The sequence below is a fragment of the Chryseobacterium sp. CBSDS_008 genome (assembly GCF_049959325.1).
GTDB lineage: Bacteria > Bacteroidota > Bacteroidia > Flavobacteriales > Weeksellaceae > Chryseobacterium.
The window spans coordinates 2,811,946-2,830,184 of the sequence record NZ_CP188202.1; the positions used below are offsets into that span (position 1 = coordinate 2,811,946).

Annotated in this window: 20 protein-coding genes; 12 read left to right on the plus strand and 8 right to left on the minus strand. The window is 35.8% G+C overall.

Features of this window, described 5'->3' with window-relative positions; all coding sequences use genetic code 11:
- The first annotated feature begins 85 nt into the window (after positions 1–85).
- The 4 genes from ACP3T3_RS12690 to ACP3T3_RS12705 all read left to right on the plus strand — a co-directional run bounded on the left by ACP3T3_RS12690 (position 86) and on the right by ACP3T3_RS12705 (position 2,887).
- Positions 86–1,156: a DUF4407 domain-containing protein gene (locus ACP3T3_RS12690; RefSeq protein ID WP_426476221.1), complete on the plus strand. Its 1,071-nt coding sequence runs from the start codon at positions 86–88 to the stop codon at positions 1,154–1,156.
- Positions 1,157–1,319: 163 nt separating this feature from the next.
- Positions 1,320–1,913: a phage tail protein gene (locus ACP3T3_RS12695; RefSeq protein ID WP_426476222.1), complete on the plus strand. Its 594-nt coding sequence runs from the start codon at positions 1,320–1,322 to the stop codon at positions 1,911–1,913.
- A 5-nt stretch (positions 1,914–1,918) separates the two neighbouring features.
- Positions 1,919–2,602, plus strand: coding sequence for a T9SS type A sorting domain-containing protein (locus tag ACP3T3_RS12700; RefSeq protein WP_426476223.1), 684 nt, complete (start codon positions 1,919–1,921; stop codon positions 2,600–2,602).
- 24 nt (positions 2,603–2,626) lie between these two features.
- A complete protein-coding gene (locus tag ACP3T3_RS12705) occupies positions 2,627–2,887 on the plus strand; it encodes a KTSC domain-containing protein (RefSeq protein WP_426476224.1) in 261 nt (86 codons plus the stop codon).
- 51 nt (positions 2,888–2,938) lie between these two features.
- Here ACP3T3_RS12705 and guaB read toward each other — a convergent pair whose 3' ends face one another.
- From guaB to ACP3T3_RS12735, 6 genes are all read right to left on the minus strand, one after another.
- Positions 2,939–4,399 (minus strand): IMP dehydrogenase, encoded by a 1,461-nt coding sequence (gene guaB / locus ACP3T3_RS12710; RefSeq protein ID WP_426476225.1) that lies wholly within the window; start codon positions 4,397–4,399, stop codon positions 2,939–2,941.
- A gap of 314 nt (positions 4,400–4,713) precedes the next feature.
- Positions 4,714–5,217: a DUF4252 domain-containing protein gene (locus ACP3T3_RS12715; RefSeq protein WP_426476226.1), complete on the minus strand. Its 504-nt coding sequence runs from the start codon at positions 5,215–5,217 to the stop codon at positions 4,714–4,716.
- Positions 5,218–5,227: 10 nt separating this feature from the next.
- A complete protein-coding gene (locus ACP3T3_RS12720) occupies positions 5,228–6,514 on the minus strand; it encodes a DUF4252 domain-containing protein (protein ID WP_426476227.1) in 1,287 nt (428 codons plus the stop codon).
- A gap of 16 nt (positions 6,515–6,530) precedes the next feature.
- Positions 6,531–7,208 carry a hypothetical protein gene (locus ACP3T3_RS12725; RefSeq protein ID WP_426476228.1) on the minus strand — a complete coding sequence of 226 codons (678 nt, stop codon included), beginning with the start codon at positions 7,206–7,208 and terminating at the stop codon, positions 6,531–6,533.
- The gene (locus ACP3T3_RS12730) at positions 7,183–7,692 is read right to left on the minus strand and encodes an RNA polymerase sigma factor (RefSeq protein ID WP_426476229.1); all 510 of its coding nucleotides are present in this window, start codon (positions 7,690–7,692) and stop codon (positions 7,183–7,185) included. Before ACP3T3_RS12730 ends, ACP3T3_RS12725 begins: the two co-directional genes overlap by 26 nt.
- A gap of 135 nt (positions 7,693–7,827) precedes the next feature.
- Positions 7,828–8,127: a helix-turn-helix domain-containing protein gene (locus tag ACP3T3_RS12735; RefSeq protein WP_426476230.1), complete on the minus strand. Its 300-nt coding sequence runs from the start codon at positions 8,125–8,127 to the stop codon at positions 7,828–7,830.
- A gap of 152 nt (positions 8,128–8,279) precedes the next feature.
- On the opposite strand from ACP3T3_RS12735, the gene ACP3T3_RS12740 reads away from it, so the two are divergent.
- The 3 genes from ACP3T3_RS12740 to ACP3T3_RS12750 are packed head-to-tail and all read left to right on the plus strand — an operon-like array spanning position 8,280 to position 11,084.
- Positions 8,280–9,629 carry a hypothetical protein gene (locus tag ACP3T3_RS12740; RefSeq protein WP_426476231.1) on the plus strand — a complete coding sequence of 450 codons (1,350 nt, stop codon included), beginning with the start codon at positions 8,280–8,282 and terminating at the stop codon, positions 9,627–9,629.
- Between the two features lie 11 nt (positions 9,630–9,640).
- Positions 9,641–10,207, plus strand: coding sequence for a DUF6705 family protein (locus ACP3T3_RS12745; protein ID WP_426476232.1), 567 nt, complete (start codon positions 9,641–9,643; stop codon positions 10,205–10,207).
- Positions 10,208–10,250: 43 nt separating this feature from the next.
- Entirely contained in the window at positions 10,251–11,084 is an 834-nt protein-coding gene (locus ACP3T3_RS12750) for a hypothetical protein (RefSeq protein ID WP_426476233.1), read from the plus strand.
- Between the two features lie 35 nt (positions 11,085–11,119).
- Here ACP3T3_RS12750 and ACP3T3_RS12755 read toward each other — a convergent pair whose 3' ends face one another.
- Together ACP3T3_RS12755 and ACP3T3_RS12760 are read right to left on the minus strand one after the other, a co-directional pair.
- Positions 11,120–12,280: a GlmU family protein gene (locus ACP3T3_RS12755; RefSeq protein WP_426476234.1), complete on the minus strand. Its 1,161-nt coding sequence runs from the start codon at positions 12,278–12,280 to the stop codon at positions 11,120–11,122.
- A gap of 250 nt (positions 12,281–12,530) precedes the next feature.
- Positions 12,531–12,782 carry a type B 50S ribosomal protein L31 gene (locus ACP3T3_RS12760; RefSeq protein ID WP_002976190.1) on the minus strand — a complete coding sequence of 84 codons (252 nt, stop codon included), beginning with the start codon at positions 12,780–12,782 and terminating at the stop codon, positions 12,531–12,533.
- A 183-nt stretch (positions 12,783–12,965) separates the two neighbouring features.
- On the opposite strand from ACP3T3_RS12760, the gene ACP3T3_RS12765 reads away from it, so the two are divergent.
- The 5 genes from ACP3T3_RS12765 (at position 12,966) to ACP3T3_RS12785 (ending at position 18,134) form a co-directional block, all read left to right on the plus strand.
- Positions 12,966–14,375 carry a hypothetical protein gene (locus ACP3T3_RS12765; RefSeq protein WP_426476235.1) on the plus strand — a complete coding sequence of 470 codons (1,410 nt, stop codon included), beginning with the start codon at positions 12,966–12,968 and terminating at the stop codon, positions 14,373–14,375.
- A complete protein-coding gene (locus tag ACP3T3_RS12770) occupies positions 14,375–14,701 on the plus strand; it encodes a nucleotide pyrophosphohydrolase (protein WP_426476236.1) in 327 nt (108 codons plus the stop codon). Before ACP3T3_RS12765 ends, ACP3T3_RS12770 begins: the two co-directional genes overlap by 1 nt.
- Before the next feature lie 75 nt (positions 14,702–14,776).
- Complete coding sequence (locus ACP3T3_RS12775; protein ID WP_426476237.1) at positions 14,777–16,000, plus strand: 3-phosphoshikimate 1-carboxyvinyltransferase; 1,224 nt, start codon at positions 14,777–14,779, stop codon at positions 15,998–16,000.
- A 74-nt stretch (positions 16,001–16,074) separates the two neighbouring features.
- Positions 16,075–16,758, plus strand: coding sequence for a hypothetical protein (locus ACP3T3_RS12780; protein WP_426476238.1), 684 nt, complete (start codon positions 16,075–16,077; stop codon positions 16,756–16,758).
- Positions 16,759–17,150: 392 nt separating this feature from the next.
- Positions 17,151–18,134: a phosphatidylinositol-specific phospholipase C gene (locus ACP3T3_RS12785; protein ID WP_426476239.1), complete on the plus strand. Its 984-nt coding sequence runs from the start codon at positions 17,151–17,153 to the stop codon at positions 18,132–18,134.
- Positions 18,135–18,239: the final 105 nt, after the last annotated feature.

Genomic DNA, 18,239 nt, shown 5'->3' on the forward strand with positions numbered 1-18,239 from the left:
AATTCACATAGTTACTTGGTAAAACATAATACTATCTTTTACATTGGTATGATTTTTAGTACTACCTTTGTATAAATTTTCAGTTATGAAAACAAACCAACAAACTATAAATCAAGGGACTCATACAATAAACTGGTTCCAAAAATTTCTGATGGTATGTTCAGGCGGGAACATCCACATCTTAAGAAAGACTCCCAGCGAATGGAATAAATTTTCCGGGATTGGAGGGATTGTACTTTTCACTGCAGTATTCGCCACTTTATCTGCAGGTTATGCCATGTATACGGTATTCGACAATATCTGGGCTTCCGTAGGATTTGGAATTCTGTGGGGGTTAATGATCTTCAATCTTGACCGTTATATTGTTTCTTCCATCAAAAAAACAGGAACATGGTGGAATCAGATTCTGATGGCCATTCCACGTCTTATACTGGCTACATTTCTGGGAATTATCATTTCTAAGCCGCTGGAACTTAAAATTTTTGAAAAGGAAGTCAACAAACAGCTGAATACCATTATCCAAAGAAACAAAAAACAGCTCCAGGGAGAAATGAATGGAAGGATTCTTCAGCAAAGCGGCCCTTTTGAGACAGAAAAGCAGCAGATCTCAGGAAAAATTGCTCAGTATCAGAAGGCCTATGATTCTGCTTCCGTAGAACTTGAAAAAGAAATCCTGGGGAAACAATCAGGTTTAACCAGTGGAAAAGAAGGTTACGGGCCAAATGCCAAACGTAAACAGGAATTAAAAGAACAACGAAGACAGGATCTTGAGAATTTCCAAAAGCAGGCAGCTCCAAGACTGGAATATCTGGATAAAGAAATTTCCAAGGTATATACCAACCTGGAAACAGAAAGAAAATCTACTGAAACCTTTGAAGATAAGTTCAATGGGTTTGCTGCCAGGCTGCAGGCATTGGACGAGCTTGGAAAAAATTCTGCTGTTATAGGGCTTGCTGCCGCTTTTATTATGGGACTATTTATCTGTCTTGAAATTTCTCCGGTTCTGGTAAAACTCATCTCTCATATAGGCCCATATGACTATCTTTTGGAAAAAACTGAAAATGATTTCAGATTGTATTCCAAAGAAAAAATTGAAAAAGGAAATGCACTGACAGATTTCAGGATTGAAGACTTTAAAGACAATCTAAAAAACTAAAATGTAATTAAAACTTTGATCGTTAAAGAGAAAAAATCTATTGTAATATAGTTTTCAATAAATAAAATCTAACCTTTTGCTATATAGCGAAAGGTTTTTCTTTTAATTAAAGGTTTTATATAAAATATTTCCTAATTTTATACTACATAAAATCTTTATTATCATGAAAAACTTATTTTTTGCATGTACCCTGCTGATATGCAGTGCATTTGCTCCTGCTGTAAAAGCTCAGGCATCAGATCCATTTCTAGGACAGATAGCCTTTGTTCCTTATAATTTTGTTCCAAAATACTGGGCAGAATGTAACGGGCAGCTCCTGCCTATCGCTCAGAACCAAGCTCTTTTTGCTCTTTTGGGAACTACCTATGGCGGGAACGGAACCACTAATTTTGCGTTACCTGATATGAGAGGAAGAGTACTTGTTCATAACGGGCAGGCTCCGGGAGGACCCACTACCTATACAATGGGACAGACCGGGGGAACTGAAAGTGTGACATTAACGGTGACGCAGATGCCGGCCCACAACCATACGGTAAGTGCTGTGACTGCCGAGGGAAATCAAAGTACTCCAACAAATAATTTACCTGCTGACACAAAAGGTCTTGATAAAGAATATTCTGATACAGCCGCTAATACTTTGATGAAAAGTACAATGATAGGAAACACAGGTGGAAGCCAGCCTCATGAAAACAGACCTCCTTTTCTTACCCTGAAGTGTATCATTTCACTGACGGGAGTTTTTCCCTCTCAAAATTAACCGCTATGAAAATTCTTTACTTTACGTGTCTGATAATCGGAAGCACAGCTTTCGCACAGACCATAACTTTTAAAGGATGTGTCAATTTGTTTGACGATCAAACCTTTATATTCAATAAAACCGGAGTTGACGTCAATAACAAGAACATTTACATTACCACACCTGTTGACGGAGAGCCATGCAGCGGCCTGGGCACTTGTGAATTTAAAATACAATGGAACAATACGCTCACACGTTGGGAATTTCTTGCTGACGAAGGATATGGAACCTTTACAAATCCTAAATTGGTGTATTATAATTCTACAGGAAATAATACAGTCTCTTTTCCTCCTGGCAACAGTGTCGGTACCTGGGTTGAGAATACGGCATTTACAACCGGGCTGTGTAATGGAAATCTTGCTGCAGGAAATTCTACTATGTCGGGTGATGTACAGACCACCACATTGGGAACAGCAGAACTTTCTAAAAATAAAATTCAGATTTTCCCTAATCCGGTGACCGATTTCATCCGTATTTCAGGGATAGAAGATGGGCTGTCAATCCAGATTTTTACTATTGACGGACGCCTTGTAAAGTCTGAAATGTTTGATTCAAAGCTTGATGTTTCACAACTTATTCCGGGAGGTTATATATTAAAAATAAATACAAGAAATTTTCAGACTCATCAATTTAAATTCGTGAAAAAATAAATTACTATTTTTAAAATAAATTTAATGAAGCTTTCGGAAATTCCGGAAGCTTTATTTTTCAGGAATATTTTTTGCATGAACTGGATTATGCCATCAAGTGTTGTAAAGCATTTCATTTATTTTCCTGACACTGAAATATTGAGAATTATATATCAGTCAGGGGCGGTTTATGACTACTTTAAAGTACCTGCCACTATTATTGAGCAGTTTGGAAAGGTAAAATCTAAGGGACAATTCCTGAACAAGGTTATCAAACCGAGATTTAAATATACAAAGGTTGAATAAAAAATGTCCCCATCGGAATGGAGACATTTTTATATTAATGATTCTTAATTATTATAAAGAATAATTCGGAGCTTCCTGTGTGATGATGACATCATGCGGGTGAGATTCTTTCAATCCGCTTCCTGTAATCATAACCAGTTTGGAATCTTTCTGAAGCGTTTCAATATCTTTTGCGCCACAGTATCCCATTCCGGCTCTCAGACCTCCTGTCAACTGGAAAATTACGTCTTCCAGTTTTCCTTTATGTGGAACTCTTCCTTCAATTCCTTCCGGAACAAATTTCTTAGCTTCACTCTGGAAATATCTTTCCTTACCTCCTCTTTTCATTGCTGAAAGGCTTCCCATTCCCTGGTAAGACTTGAATTTTCTTCCCTGGAAGATAATTTCTTCTCCCGGAGCTTCATCTGTACCTGCCAGAAGTGAACCTAACATTACAGCACCTGCTCCACTAGCGATAGCTTTTACAATATCTCCGGAAAGTTTAATACCTCCGTCGCCAATTACGGTCACATTTTGAGATTTAGCATATTCGTAAACGTTATAGATCGCTGACAACTGAGGAACACCTACTCCGGCAACCACTCTCGTTGTACAGATAGACCCTGGACCAACTCCTACTTTAAGTACATTTGCACCTGCTTTGATAAGGTCTTTAGCAGCTTCTGCAGTTACAATATTTCCGCCTACAATATCAAGAGTAGGATATGCTTTTCTGATTTCTGAAATCTTGTCTAAAACTCCTTTAGAATGACCATGTGCGGAATCAATTGCTACGATATCAACGCCAGCCTGCACCAAAGCCTCGATTCTTGTCAGTGTATCTTCCCCTACACCTACTCCGGCACCTACGATAAGGCGGCCATTCTGATCTTTGTTAGCATTCGGGTATTCTAACTGATTATCAATATCCTTGATAGTAATTAAACCTACAAGTTTATTATCTTTATCTACGATAGGTAGTTTTTCAACTCTGTTCTTAAGAAGGATTTCTTTTGCCTTTTCAAGATTGGTATCTTTATCAGAAGTGATCAGATTTTCTTTGGTCATGATCTCCTCTACTTTCATATCAAGATTTTCCTGATACTTTACATCTCTGTTGGTAATAATTCCGATCAGGACATTATCAGGATCTACTACCGGCAGACCTGAAATCTTATATCTTGACATAAGATCTCTGGCTTGTCCTAACGTATGATCTTTGGATAATGTTACCGGATCAGAGATCATTCCGTTTTCGGAACGCTTCACACGGTTTACCTGAGCGGCCTGCTCAGCGATCGTCATATTTTTGTGAATAAAGCCTAACCCACCCACTCTTGCCAAAGCAATTGCAAGCTCAGCTTCAGTAACAGTGTCCATCGCAGCGGAAACTATCGGAACATTCAGCGTGATTTTGTCGGTAAGTCTTGATTTTAATGAAACCTGATTAGGTAAAACTTCTGAATAAGAAGGGACTAGAAGAACGTCATCGAAAGTGATGGCTGTCTCTACAATTTTGTTATGAATAGACATCTTTACTTTCTTTGCAAAATTAGGCTATTTTAGTGAGATATGAAAATCCTTTTTGATAGTTTAAATAAAATTTAATAATCAATAACTTAAATCGAAAAAACCGCTCCTTGTCAGAACGGTTACGGTACAAAATAATTGAATATGTTGAAACTACTTGTGAAAGGTTCTTATTTTTGTTAAAAATTATTTTTCTTTGGCTTTACGGATAGCAAACCTACACCTCCATTGACTATCTTACTGGCAAAGAATCGTTCATTGTAAACTTTCTCTTCTTTGGGCATAAGCCTTTAGCAGATCTTTATGGATGTTTGGGATTAATTAACGGAAACAGAATTAATCATTTTTGAGATATCACCAGGAGTAAAGTTTCCTTTCACATCTACAAATACCATTTCATTATTATTGGAACCTACGGTAATCAGCATATTTTTTATAGCGTCTCCATCCTGTTTTACCTTTATATTAATATTGTCTCCATCATGCTTTATGGTTGCCCATTCTTCATAATGATTATCGTTCAGATACCGGGTATAGTCATTGAGCATTTCTCTGCTCCCATTGGTTACAGTAAGAACTTTTATTTTTGAGGCTTTCTTTACCAGACTGATCGTTTCCTCACTTTCACCATCTTCCCTTAAAGCCTTTTTAATATAGGATTTGGCAAGAGCCATCGGTATATTAATACTTGCAAACCGTGCTCCTTTGAAGTCATACTTTGAGTTTTGAAAAAAGCCGATGTTTGGTTTTTCTGATACGATACACGACTGAAGCATACCTATAGTGAGAATAGCAAGGAAAATGTTTTTAAGAGTCTTCATAGTTTAGTTTTTATTTTATTTGTCTGAAACTACCACCGGAAATTTTATCTACTCTGGCATCCAGCTCAGGGTTTCCTCTCAGTTTTACAGAGGCTCCTGAAGAAACACTTACTTTTAGTTTATCAGTAACCAGCAGAGAAAGGCTTGCACCTGAAGTAGATTCTACCACTGCAGTGGCAATCTTAAGGTCATCTGCTTTACAGGATGCTCCACTATTGATATCAATTACAGCAGAGGCAGCCTCTCCTGATATACTAACACTTGCGCCACTGGAGGTGTCCAATACCAGTTTTGATGTTTTAATATCAACGTCCAGAACAGAACCTGAGCTTACTTCCACCGCTGCTGTCTCCTTCACATTGAATGTTCCTTTAATAATAGAGCCAGATTCTGCTTCAATCGCCAAACTGCTTTCTGTAACAGGATTCACTGCAGTAAAGACACTGCCTGATGATGTTTTTATAGCATTAATGCTAGGAGCAGAAACATTGACATTCAGGTTTTTAAATCTTAGATTTTTTACTCCTTTATTGTCAACATATATTTTTAAAACTCCATTTTCTACTTTGGTGATAACATATTGGAGCTTATCTGCATCAGCAATTACTTTTACACTTCTTGTATTTTCCTGTTTGTAGGTAACATTTACCCCTACACTGGCATCTATTTTTGAGAATTCCCCTACATTTCTGTTATCTCCATTCAGATAAGAAGAAGTGTTCCCAGAGGTAAGGTCATTTTTTAAAGAACTTGTTACAGAAGACGTTGTTGTTTCGCCAGAATTAATGATTTTATTAACATCTGATAACTTCATTTTTCCATTAAGAATAAAAATGATATTCTCTTCTTTGGAATCAACGTTGAAAACCAGATTTTCCAGATAATTGTCTCTTTCTTCTTCAGCTAAGAACTTCATTGAAGTTCCATCGCTGCTCATTGACATCAGCTCGTTGAAATTCAGAGATCTTAATGCATTGTTCACTCTATCTGTCTTCTCCTCATTCATTTTTATATTGGCAAGGTTTTCGTCTTTCAAACGATCCGGAAAAGTAATTTTCGGGATAATCAGAATTTTAAGTCCGTCTACATCGTTCAAAATAGGTTTTATCTTTCCAACATAGGCGTCATTCACATCAATGGTATTCAAGAGTTTGAACATCGGTTTTTTGATATTGATGGATGTAACCCCTCCGTTTTTTTCAAAATCCTGAAAAAGTTTGTTCAGCTTATCAGTCTGTGCAGAATAAGTTGCAAAGCTGCTTAGCATTATGGCTATTATAAAAAATATTTTTTTCATGAGATTGATCTTATTTTTAGTATTCGCTTTCAAGATTTTCATTTTTTTGAGAAGATGCTACTGTTTTTTTAAACTCGTTTCCTAGTTTCATAAATGAGTATTTGGCAACATCTATGGCTTCTTTTTCACTGCTGATTCTTTTCCCGTTTACAATCACATACGAATCATTGTACGCTGCAGCAGAATCATTTACGCTTTTGCTGTTTAAGGTATTGCTTACGTATCTGGGCTTTGTTTCCTTTTTAAGTCTTCCTCTTTTTGGAAGTATTTCATCCAGCACATCTTTTTCTGCTACCGGATTATTCTGAAAAACAGAATCTTTTTTCACTCCGGAAATAGAGTCAGTATGGTTAACGGCAACCTGTTCCTGGTGATCACTATTTTCTTCAATAAACCCGGACTTCTGTTTTAAGATCTCATCTTTTACCAGCTTTTCCCTGTCCTGAATATCTGTATTATAATTATTCAGGAGAAAACCGATACTGAAAATCAGTATCACACCGGCGGCCATCCAGAACCATTTGGGAAAGGACGGCTTACTTTTTCCGTTCAATGGAATAACAGGTGTATTATCCTGTTCAGGCTCCGCATCTTCTGCAGCCTGAAGAAAGTCTTCAAAGCTCCAGTTCATTTTATCTTCCCTGATCTCCCGGAAGACTTCGTTGTATTTATCTTGTAATTGATCTTTTTTCATAGCTCATCAGTTGTGAGATTTGTTCTTTTACTTTTTGTCTCGCACGCATCAGGTTTACCCTTACTGCATTTTCCTCCATTTCCAGCATTTCAGAAATTTCGGAAACATCATACTCTTCTATATCTTTCAAGTGGATGACCATCTTCTGCTTTTCGGGGAGCTGATTGATAAATCCTACAATATGTTCCTTAAGGTTATCAACTTCCATACTGTAAAGCTCCGAGCGGTGAAGCTGCATATCCGCAAAACCGATTTTTACATCATGATGCTTCAGGCGGTTCAGGCATTCGTTCCGGACAGACTTCAGCGCATAGGATTTAAAATTCCCGAACTGCTCAAGCTCATCCCTTTTCTGCCAAAACTTCATCATGAGATCCTGTACGACATCTTCTGCTTCATCGCTGCTCATGACAAACCGCTTCGCAAAACGATACATCTCGTCTTTGAGAATAAACACCGTATTCTTGAAAGTTTCTTGGGTCATGAGTTTTGTTTCTTATAGGTAAGACAATTGCCGTTACAGATCTATTACATCAAAAATAAAAAAACTTCAAAAAAATTTGAAGTTTTTATTTTTTATCGAGTAACTGTTTGAGGTAAGCAACCTCCGTATCTTATCCTAAAGCCTTTTTTCATACTGTTCTATGAGTTTTTCCGGAAGTTGAGTCTGGTAGATAAAACCATTATTTCCACCATGTATATTGTCATAATGAAAAGAAAGTCCATCGTTGCTTAAAAAATCAAGAACACTTACTTCCAATGCTTTTGCGATATGCTCTACCTGAAAAAAATCCGGCTTACTTTTATCATTTTCAAAATTGGAATAGGTTTTCTGGGAAACGTTCAGTACTTCGGCAAGGTATTCCTGCGTAAAGTTCTTATTGATTCTCGCTTTTTTCAGTTTTTCTCCTAGCGTCATAGCACAATGTATTTTTACCAAAATTACATATTTTTTTCTTTTAGAAAAATAATACGGAAACCAGTATTTTTCTACTGTATTGTTTCAGTTTATTATTCACACATTTGTAGAGTAAAAAAAGTATATATTTAACCACTAAAAAACAAATGCTTATGAAGAAAAATTTAATTTTCCGGCTGTTCCTGCTGGCCATTCTTTTTACCTTATTCCATTCCTGCATACAGGATGAGATTTATTCTTCTGTAGATCCTACATCGAAAGAATATACTTCCAAAAGTCTTTGGAAAGAAGATGAAACTTATATTAAAAATGTAATAAAGATCTACTTTGAGAACGAATCAAAAATAAAAAAAGTAAACGGGATTATTTATTGGGATTATGCCACTACAGTAGGAACTTATAATGAAAGTTTCCTGATCGTACCTATAGTAGAAAACGGAAAGGTGACCTCTGTACTACAGGTTCCAAGAAAAAATGATAATATCTATTTCTATTTTACTGATTTCAGTAACCATATGGCTTTTTTTCAGAATCTTCTTTTTTCAAAATATAAGAAAAAGGCACATCCAAATAATAACGCCAACCTTGCAGCAAGGGACATTATATGTACAACAAGTTATTATTCTGTATGGATGCCGGATAGTGAGAATCTACCGGATCCCGAAACCGGCGCTGGGCATTGGGAAACATATTCTATTGTAAAATGTAAAGAAAGAGAACAGGAAATAGATCAGTGTATAGGAATTGTAGGACCCAACGGAGAATGTCCGGGTGGAGGTGGTGATCCTATTGGTGGTGATAGCGGATTTCCTTATCCTGAAAACCCAGATCCTGAAAACCCCTGTGAAAAATTAAAAACACAAACCACGAATATTACATTTAAAAATAATATTACTTCTCTCGAAGGAAAAACTACTGACAGCTATGAAAGTGGTTATAGGATAGGAACTAATTCTGATGGATCTTTACAAAATCAATTACTACAAAATAAACCTGGAACACAACAAGTGGATCTCAAAGCATTCTCAAACACGATAACATTAATGCATTCACATTATGATGGATTGTATCCAATGTTTTCACCAGGCGATATCATCTTCTTTAACCAATGGATTGTTTGGGCACAGAATTGGAACTCAGTACCTAAGAATATGCCTAAGATACCATTAAATAATCTTACATTTACTTTAGTAACAAGTAATGGAAATTATTCTTTTAATTTTGATGCAACATCTGTAACTCCTTTACCTCTTTACACACAGAAGGAATTAGAAAACTTGGATAAAGATTATATTGACAAGTATCTAAATAAGGCTGTAACTATTGCAAACGTAAGTGGTGATGTAAGTTTTAACATGGAAAAATTAGAAAAGGAGTTTTTAAAATTCATGAATGACAAAATGAATATGCCAGGACTGAAGCTATATAAAACCACAGAGAATGGAAATGTACAATTAAACTTAGTAAACGGTGACCGAAAAGAAACTCCTTGTCCAAATTAACAATAAATATTATGAAACAAATATTATTAATGCTAATTACAATTTTAGCAATTTCATGTAAAGCACAAACCTATCCTTTAAACTATAAGGAAGATGTTCCTAATGGGGCTTATTATAAAGACACAAACAACGAACTAGACAAATATATAGGAGTATGGAAAGGAGTATGGGATAATAAAACTTTATATTTAGATTTAAGAAAAATAAAATATAAATCTGGGGATAATTTTAATTACTATTATCGTGACAAAATATTAGGTGAAAGAAAAGTAATTGCTCCGAACGGAACAATTGAAATAGATAGAATATCTAATTTTGATAACCAAAATCCAGAGTTTGATGGAATTGGATTCAATTTAAAAAATGGAAATATAAAACGATTATACTTCTATCCTAAAAACATGTGTAGAAAAACTGCAACCTTGGATATTACAAATTTCACAGGAAATCAAATGACCTTACATTTTGAATATCTTCCAAGCATTATAGATCCTAATTGCCAGCATAACGCCTATGTAGATCAGTATGGAGATTTTCCTATTAATTTCCCGAAAGATATTGTATTAACAAAGCAATAGTATAAAACCTCCAGCACTAGAGGTTTATTTACCAACACAGATTATGAAAAAGCAAATTAGAATCCCAAAGCCCTGTCCTGAAAACTGGGAAAATATGCAAGACTTTCCTTTCGGGAAATTCTGTGAGAAATGTTCTAAATGTGTCGTAGATTTTACTGAGAAAACAGATGAACAAATTAATGAGATTCTTCAGACAGCCAATGACAAAGAAATCTGCGGAAGAATTTCAAAACGGTTATTATCTATGACTGCTGCAGGAATTATTTTAATTACCAATCTTACGTTTATTCGGGCACAGACTCAAAATAATTCTGAAATTACTACTGAACAAAAAGTGGCGGCCGTTATAAAGGTTTCAGGAAAACTGATCTTTAAAAGAACTAACAAGGAAATATCTAATGCTGAAGTTTTCTTCATTTGTAAATCAAGATATGTAAAAACAATAACAGATGAAAATGGAAATTTCACTTTAGAAATACCCAATAAGCTGATTAAAAGAAAAAATGTCTTATACTTTAATTTTGATAAGTTAAATGATGAAACTTATAAAAACCCCAACAGAGAAGTACCTAATACAATAAATGGAGATATTTACGAAAATACCTCAATTATTTTCTCTAAAAAAGAACAAATAAATGAAAAAGAGTTTCAGATTGAGTCCCAGCATCGATATTTAGAAATAGGAGCTGTAGTAGTAACATCTGAAAGCCCACCTGATTATTACTATTTTAATGGTAAAAGTATGAGTGAAAAGAAATTTGATAAGTTAAAAAAAGAAAATCCAAATTACCAATACTTCTTTTTCAAAGATAAAGAAGTATTGGTAATTTCCGGAAAAGGATATCTGGATAGTTTACAATTATTATACTCAAACTAAAAAATAAACCTCAGAAAATGTCTGAGGTTTCTCTATTAATACGTATCAAAAATATGTTTCAAAATTGCTTTATCCTCTTCTGTTAAAGTCACTTTTCTTCTCGCCATGGCTCTTTCTGCTACTTCATATACTTTATCCAGTTTGAATCTTTCATCATCTTTCATTCCGCCCCATGAAAAGTTTTCTACAAGATTGGGTGGAAAGCCCGGTTTAAAGATATTGGATGCTACTCCTATTACAGTGCCTGTATTCAGCTGGGTATTGATGGCCGTTTTGGAATGATCTCCCATGATCAAACCTGCAAACTGCAACCCTGTATCTTCAAAGGCTTTAGCTCTGTAATTCCAGAATTTTACGTTCCCGTAATTGTTTTTCATGTTCGAAGAATTGCTGTCTGCCCCGAAATTACACCATTCTCCAATCACTGAATTCCCTACAAAACCTTCATGTCCTTTACTGGAATATCCGAATATAATAATGTTATTCACTTCGCCTCCCACTTTGCAGTGCGGCCCCACTGTGGTTGCCCCGTAGATTTTTGCGCCCAGATTAAATTTAGAATCATCACAAAGTGCTATCGGGCCGCGAAGATGACAGCCTTCCATCACTTCAGCGTTTTTACCGATATAAATTTTCCCTGTCTTTGTATTGATCGTTGAGAACTCTATATAAGCTCCTTCTTCAATAAACAAATCTTTCTTATCTCCTAAAAAGCCATTTGTGGAGGATAGCTCCTGCGATGTTCTTCCTTTCGTAAGCAGGTCAAAATCGAAATTTATTGCGTGATGGTTATAGGTAAATAAATCTTTTGGTCTTTTAAAGAAAATAAGATCCTCCTTAATATCCGTCATTTTTTCAATCTGGTTCAGAGAAAAATCTTTCATATTGATTTTAGCTGCGATCAATTCATCTTCATAAACCAATGCTTCACCCTGTTTAAGGTCTTTAATCTGTTGAATTACTGTTTCTGTAGGAAAGAAATTCGGAACCAGAAAAAGGCTTTCTTTTTCCTCAGGGCTTTTAAATTTATCCTGAAGATATTGTTCCGTGAAGTAGGTCACCTCAGTATTTCCCAGGATTTTCTGCCATCTTTCAGAAAATGTAAGGATTCCGCATCGCATGGCTGCAACAGGGCGGGTAAAAGTAAGCGGAAGAAAGTCTTCCCAATATTGTGCGTCTGAAAATACTAATTGCATTTTTTAGAAGTTAGGGGTTAGAGGGTAGAAGGCAGAGACCAAGGTTAAGCCTTACTATTTAGAAACAAAAATACAAAAAGATGAGAGAAGTTGGAATAAGATAAAAAAGATAATAGATGGATAGATAACAGACAAAGAGATGAAAGGCATACCATGGATTCAACTTATTCATAACATCCGCAATTTTTTAACAATAAAAAAAAGTCTTCCAAAAAATTGGAAGACTTCAATATTTTTAAGTATACAAAAATTACTTAGCGAATTTTTTGTATTTGTTCATGAACTTATCAACTCTACCTGCAGTGTCAACTAGTTTTACTTTACCAGTGTAGAAAGGGTGAGAAGTTGAAGAGATTTCCATTTTGATTAATGGATATTCTTGTCCTTCATACTCGATAGTGTCTTTTGTTTCTGCAGTAGACTTGCAAAGAAACACCTCGTCGTTACTCATATCTTTGAAAACAACAAGTCTATAATTTTCTGGGTGGATTCCGTTTTTCATAATACTATTTTTAAAAAAATTAAGTTTGCTTTCGAAATAGTAATGGATATTTCTCTGCTAAATTTTAGGTTGCAAAAATACAACATTTTTTTAAATTTCCAAATACTGAATTCAATATTTTTTTATAGATAAGAAATTCAAAGTATTTTCGTTAAATTTGGAACTTACTTAAACTTAATTTCAATGAAATTCAAATTATTACTGGCTTTTTCCTTCTGGATCCTACTTGCAGCAGTATCATGTAATAAGGATGACATTACCTTTGACAGCCCTACGCAGGAACTCCGTTTCTCAAGAGACACAGTATTTTGTGATACGGTATATCATCAGGTACGTTCAGAAACCTATGTGGTAAAAGTGTATAATAATGAAGATAAAGATATCCTGATTCCCAGAGTGAATCTTGAAAAGGGAGCTGCTTCCTTATATAGAATCAATGTAGACGGAAAACCGGGATACGATTTTAAAAATGTTCCTTTAAGAAAGAAAGACAGCCTTTATATTTTTGTTGAAATTGCTCCGGAAGCTACAGGACCGGAAGCCATTGCCGAGGATAAAGTTCTTTTCACCGGCCCAACCGGGCAGCAGCATGTGACTTTATTTTCAGTGGTTCAGGATGCAGAATTTTTTATTCAGACTCCCGGCAATCCGAATGTGATTAGCAATTCCACCACGTGGAATAATAATAAAGCGAAGATCATCTACGGAAATCTTACCATCAATCCAAGTGTAACTCTGGACATCAATCCCGGAACTAAGGTATATTTTCACAAAAACAGCGGAATGAAAGTTTCTTCCGGAGCTGTTTTAAATATCAATGGAACTCAGGCCGATCAGGTTATCCTTCGTGGTGACAGAAATGACCCTTATTATGATACAATTCCTAAAAACTGGAATTCTATTAAAATGGAAGCGAATTCTACCCTGAAAATGAACCATGCAAGACTTTTTGGAGGAACAAGAGGGCTTGATATGAAGCAGACCAATGCTACAATCACCAATTCATTTATTCATACTTTCTTTGAATATGGAATTTATGCAGTAGGTTCTACTGTAAATGCCAATAACCTGGTGATGAACAACTGCGGCTTGTCATGTATCGGTATCTTCCTTGGGGGGAAACACAGCTATACCCATGCTACTATTGCCAACTATTCCAAAACAATGAGTTCTTTTGACAGAGCTGGAATTTTTGCTGCCAATGAATGGAAGAATGATGCCGGACAAACACAACAGGGAGCATTACAGCAGCTTGATATTAAAAACAGCATCGTATATTCTGACAGAGATGATGCCGTTCATTTTGAACAAACCCCGGGACAGCAGTTTGAATTCCTACTCCAAAATTCATTAATCAAATATACGAGTGCAACAGGATCCGGCTTCACTTTTGACAATAATCCGAATGTGATACAAACAACCAAGAATACCGATCCACAGTTTGTCAATTATTTTATGGCTAAAATGAATTTAAGGGTAAAATCCACTTCTCCAGCCATTGGAAAAGGAAATACAGCCGTTGCAGCAACCGTTCCTTTTGATATAGTGAATGTATCCAGAACCATAAACCCAACTTTAGGAGCGTATCAATAATGGAAATTACTGAGTTACAGAAGCAGGTAGATGAATGGATAAAAACCATTGGGGTAAGATACTTTAATGAACTTACCAACATGGCGATGCTGACAGAAGAAGTAGGTGAAGTGGCAAGAATCATTGCCAGAAGGTATGGTGAACAAAGCGAAAAGGAGAGCGACAAAAGTAAAGATCTTGGCGAAGAACTGGCAGACGTACTTTTTGTAACATTGTGTCTGGCCAATCAGACCGGCGTGAACCTGCAGGACGCTTTCGACAGAAAAATGAAAATCAAGACGGACCGGGATAAAGACCGGCATCAGAATAATGAAAAACTTAAATAAGAATCATCTATTAGATTTCGGATATTCAAATCAATCTGAATTCTAATAGATGAATTCTGAAAATCTGAAGAAATAATGAAGCTAGAAAAATCAAAATTATCAGGAGATAAAACAGTACAGATCAGCGGTTCGAAAAGTATTTCGAATCGTTTATTGATTCTGGAAAGTCTGTTTAGTAATATAAAAATCGGAAATCTATCCAATTCTCAGGATACTCAATTGCTGAAAAAAGCATTATCTGAGAATACAGAGGTGGTAGACATTCATCACGCGGGAACGGCAATGCGTTTTCTTACTTCTTATTATTCTATTCAGGAAGGAAAGACAACAATTCTTACCGGTTCCGGAAGAATGAAAGAAAGACCTATCAAAAATCTGGTAAATGCTTTGAGAGATCTTGGGGTAGAAATTGAGTATATGGAGAATGAAGGTTTTCCTCCTTTAAAAATTACAGGAAGAAAGATCATTCAAACTTCTGTGAATGTTCCGGCCAATATTTCCAGCCAGTTTATTACGTCCCTGCTTCTTATTGCAGGAAAGCTTGAAAACGGACTTATCATCAATCTTGTGGGAGAAGTAACCTCAAGATCTTATATTGAAATGACCCTTGATATTCTGACAAAATTTGGCATCCAAAGCAGTTTTGAAGGAAATACGATCAAAGTAAAACCTTTCACTTCTGAAAACAATGCTGATGTTGTATATTATGAAGTGGAAAGCGACTGGAGCTCGGCTTCATACTTCTACTCTATCTGTGCATTAGGAAGAGAAACGATTCACCTGAAAAGTTTTTACAAAGAATCAACGCAGGGAGATTCTGCGATTGCCAACATTTATGAAAAATTCTTCGGAATTAAAACTACATTCTCTGAAGACGAGCATCAATTAACGCTGGAACCTCAGCCAGATTTTTCTTTCCCGGAAAAAATTGTTCTGGATATGAATAACTGCCCGGATATTGCACAAACTCTTTGTGTAACAGCAGCAGCCTTAAATATTCCTTTTGAGATTTCAGGATTGGGTACATTAAGAGTAAAGGAAACCGACAGACTTCTCGCCTTATATAATGAGCTTAAAAAGCTTGGTACTGAAACAGAAATTACAGATTTAACCATTCAATCAACCAGTTTTAGAGAGCCACAAGACGATATCTCTATCAAAACGTATCAGGATCACAGAATGGCAATGAGTTTTGCTCCGTTCAGCCTGATTAAAGAACTTAATATAGAGGATGAAGATGTGGTGGAAAAGTCTTATCCGATGTTCTGGAAAGATCTTGAAAGCATACTGTCCCATTAATTTCAGAATAAGAATGTGGTAATTTGAAAATGATTTTATTTCGGATTACCACATTTTAATTGTATATAATAACCATGAAACATTGCTTTTCATTTTCCTTTTTGTTTGTTTTATCTGTTTCAAGCTTATCTGCTCAGAATCTGAAAAATTTTTCGGTTCCGAAAGGGTATACCCAGATTGCAGAAGCCAAAGGTGATCTTGACAAAGGCGGAAAAGATGAAATTATCCTGATATTTAATACGGATATAGAAGCATCAGGCATGCAAAACCCGGAAGGTACAGGTGACTATAAAAGGGTTTTCTATATTCTGAAAAAGGAAAACAGCGGTCTAAAAGTATGGAAAGAAAATGCTACCATCCTTTTTTCAAGCGGATTCGGATTTTATCCTTCTAACAATACTTTTAAAATCAATATAAAAAATGGATGCCTTATTATTGAACAGCTATTTTTTACCAATTCAAGACATACCCAGCAATATAAACATACCTTCAGATTTCAGAACGGAGATTTCTATCTGATAGGTTTACACGATCATTTTGAAGATACCTGTGATTTCAGTTTTACGAATGAAATCAATTTCTCTACAGGAAAGGTTATTGTTGACAGAGAATATTCATCCTGTGATGATGACACCAAAGTACCCGAAAACTCACACAAAGAATTTACCCATAAATTCCCGCTTATTAAAATGAATGATTTCTTTATCGGAGAACATAAGTTTAAGATTCCCGGTTTGAAAGAGGATTTTGCTTTTTAGGAGGGAAGACTGAAGCTGGACGCTGGAGGTTACCGTTGATCGATGAACTTTTAATATTCATTTTATTATGAATTTGTCATAGATATTTTTTTAACGCAAAGTAAAAATAATTCTATCATCATATTAGAGTGAGCTAAGAGGCCGACATGTCGGTGATGAAGCTTAATTTTTCACCCCCGCTTAGAAAAAATCAATTTCATTGATTTCATCTTTGCCCCCTCTCTATTTCCGGAACAAAAAATAAACTTTGCGTTAATATAAATCCGCCTTCCAACTTCCTGACTTTATAGCAACTTAATTATCTCTTAAAGTTAAATTAACTCCTTATGCTTTGATATATTCTTATTTTTAAGCTGCATTAAAAAATAAAAAAAACTATGTTCAAACAAAGCATGAAACGTATGACAGCCATCACTCTTGGGGTGGTTACTGCATCTATCTTTTTTTCCTGTTCAAACGACAGCATTATGGAAAGGGATTCTAATGAAAACAATTTAACTTCTTTAACAAAATCGAGCTACAAGACTTCTTTGGCAACCATTGAAATGAATAGCTGGATGTCCGGTCTTCAGGATAATATTTCCCTTTCAAAAATCTCAATTCCCGGAACTCATGATTCCGGAGCACGTGTAGATGCCCCTGTTGTATCAGGTACTGCTAAAACTCAAGACCTCAGCATTGCAGAACAACTGAATGCCGGAGTCCGTTTTCTGGATATACGTTGCAGACATATTGACAATGCTTTCACCATTCATCACGGAGCGATTTACCAAAATCTGAATTTTGATGATGTGCTTAATGCTTGCTATACGTTCCTTAACAGCCATCCATCAGAAACAATTATCATGTCTGTAAAGGAAGAATATGATGCTTCCAATACGACCAGAAGTTTTGAGCAGACTTTTGATTCTTATGTACAGAAAAATACTTCTAAATGGGATCTTGGATCCAATATTCCTACGCTGGGTTCTGTAAGAGGAAAAATCAAACTGTTAAGAAGATTTTCTTCGGGAACAACCAAAGGAATTAATGCCTCACCATGGGCAGACAATACGACCTTTGACATCAACAATTCCGGTGTGCAATTGAAAGTACAGGATTATTATAAGGTAACCAACAATGATGATAAGTGGAATGGAATTTTCAGTCTTCTTAATGAAGCTAAAAATGATACCAATGGTAAGCTTTTCGTGAATTTCACCAGCGGTTATAAACCCGGAATCTTCGGAATCCCCAGCATTCCTACGGTATCCAATGCCATTAATCCAAAACTTAAAACATTTTTCCAAACCAACACTCAGGGTTCATTTGGTATAATGCCGATTGACTTTGTGAATGCTGAACTTTCTGAATTAATTGTTAAGACCAACTTCTAAATTATTATTTGTTAGATATACTCAAAGGCTGCCTCTCTTGTTGAGGCAGCCTTTTTGAATTTTGTTCTGTTTTTATCTCCCACAGATTTCACGAATTACACAGAA

Coding starts and splice junctions, on each gene's coding strand:
- ACP3T3_RS12700 (WP_426476223.1), top strand. CDS start 1,919: ATGAAAATTCTTTACTTTACGTGTCTGATAATCGGAAGCACAGCTTTC.
- ACP3T3_RS12725 (WP_426476228.1), bottom strand. CDS start 7,208: ATGAAAAAAGATCAATTACAAGATAAATACAACGAAGTCTTCCGGGAG.
- ACP3T3_RS12705 (WP_426476224.1), top strand. CDS start 2,627: ATGAAGCTTTCGGAAATTCCGGAAGCTTTATTTTTCAGGAATATTTTT.
- ACP3T3_RS12760 (WP_002976190.1), bottom strand. CDS start 12,782: ATGAAAAACGGAATCCACCCAGAAAATTATAGACTTGTTGTTTTCAAA.
- ACP3T3_RS12775 (WP_426476237.1), top strand. CDS start 14,777: ATGAAGCTAGAAAAATCAAAATTATCAGGAGATAAAACAGTACAGATC.
- ACP3T3_RS12755 (WP_426476234.1), bottom strand. CDS start 12,280: ATGCAATTAGTATTTTCAGACGCACAATATTGGGAAGACTTTCTTCCG.
- ACP3T3_RS12695 (WP_426476222.1), top strand. CDS start 1,320: ATGAAAAACTTATTTTTTGCATGTACCCTGCTGATATGCAGTGCATTT.
- ACP3T3_RS12750 (WP_426476233.1), top strand. CDS start 10,251: ATGAAAAAGCAAATTAGAATCCCAAAGCCCTGTCCTGAAAACTGGGAA.
- ACP3T3_RS12770 (WP_426476236.1), top strand. CDS start 14,375: ATGGAAATTACTGAGTTACAGAAGCAGGTAGATGAATGGATAAAAACC.
- ACP3T3_RS12690 (WP_426476221.1), top strand. CDS start 86: ATGAAAACAAACCAACAAACTATAAATCAAGGGACTCATACAATAAAC.
- ACP3T3_RS12785 (WP_426476239.1), top strand. CDS start 17,151: ATGAAACGTATGACAGCCATCACTCTTGGGGTGGTTACTGCATCTATC.
- ACP3T3_RS12735 (WP_426476230.1), bottom strand. CDS start 8,127: ATGACGCTAGGAGAAAAACTGAAAAAAGCGAGAATCAATAAGAACTTT.
- ACP3T3_RS12720 (WP_426476227.1), bottom strand. CDS start 6,514: ATGAAAAAAATATTTTTTATAATAGCCATAATGCTAAGCAGCTTTGCA.
- ACP3T3_RS12740 (WP_426476231.1), top strand. CDS start 8,280: ATGAAGAAAAATTTAATTTTCCGGCTGTTCCTGCTGGCCATTCTTTTT.
- ACP3T3_RS12745 (WP_426476232.1), top strand. CDS start 9,641: ATGAAACAAATATTATTAATGCTAATTACAATTTTAGCAATTTCATGT.
- ACP3T3_RS12765 (WP_426476235.1), top strand. CDS start 12,966: ATGAAATTCAAATTATTACTGGCTTTTTCCTTCTGGATCCTACTTGCA.
- ACP3T3_RS12730 (WP_426476229.1), bottom strand. CDS start 7,692: ATGACCCAAGAAACTTTCAAGAATACGGTGTTTATTCTCAAAGACGAG.
- guaB (WP_426476225.1), bottom strand. CDS start 4,399: ATGTCTATTCATAACAAAATTGTAGAGACAGCCATCACTTTCGATGAC.
- ACP3T3_RS12780 (WP_426476238.1), top strand. CDS start 16,075: ATGAAACATTGCTTTTCATTTTCCTTTTTGTTTGTTTTATCTGTTTCA.
- ACP3T3_RS12715 (WP_426476226.1), bottom strand. CDS start 5,217: ATGAAGACTCTTAAAAACATTTTCCTTGCTATTCTCACTATAGGTATG.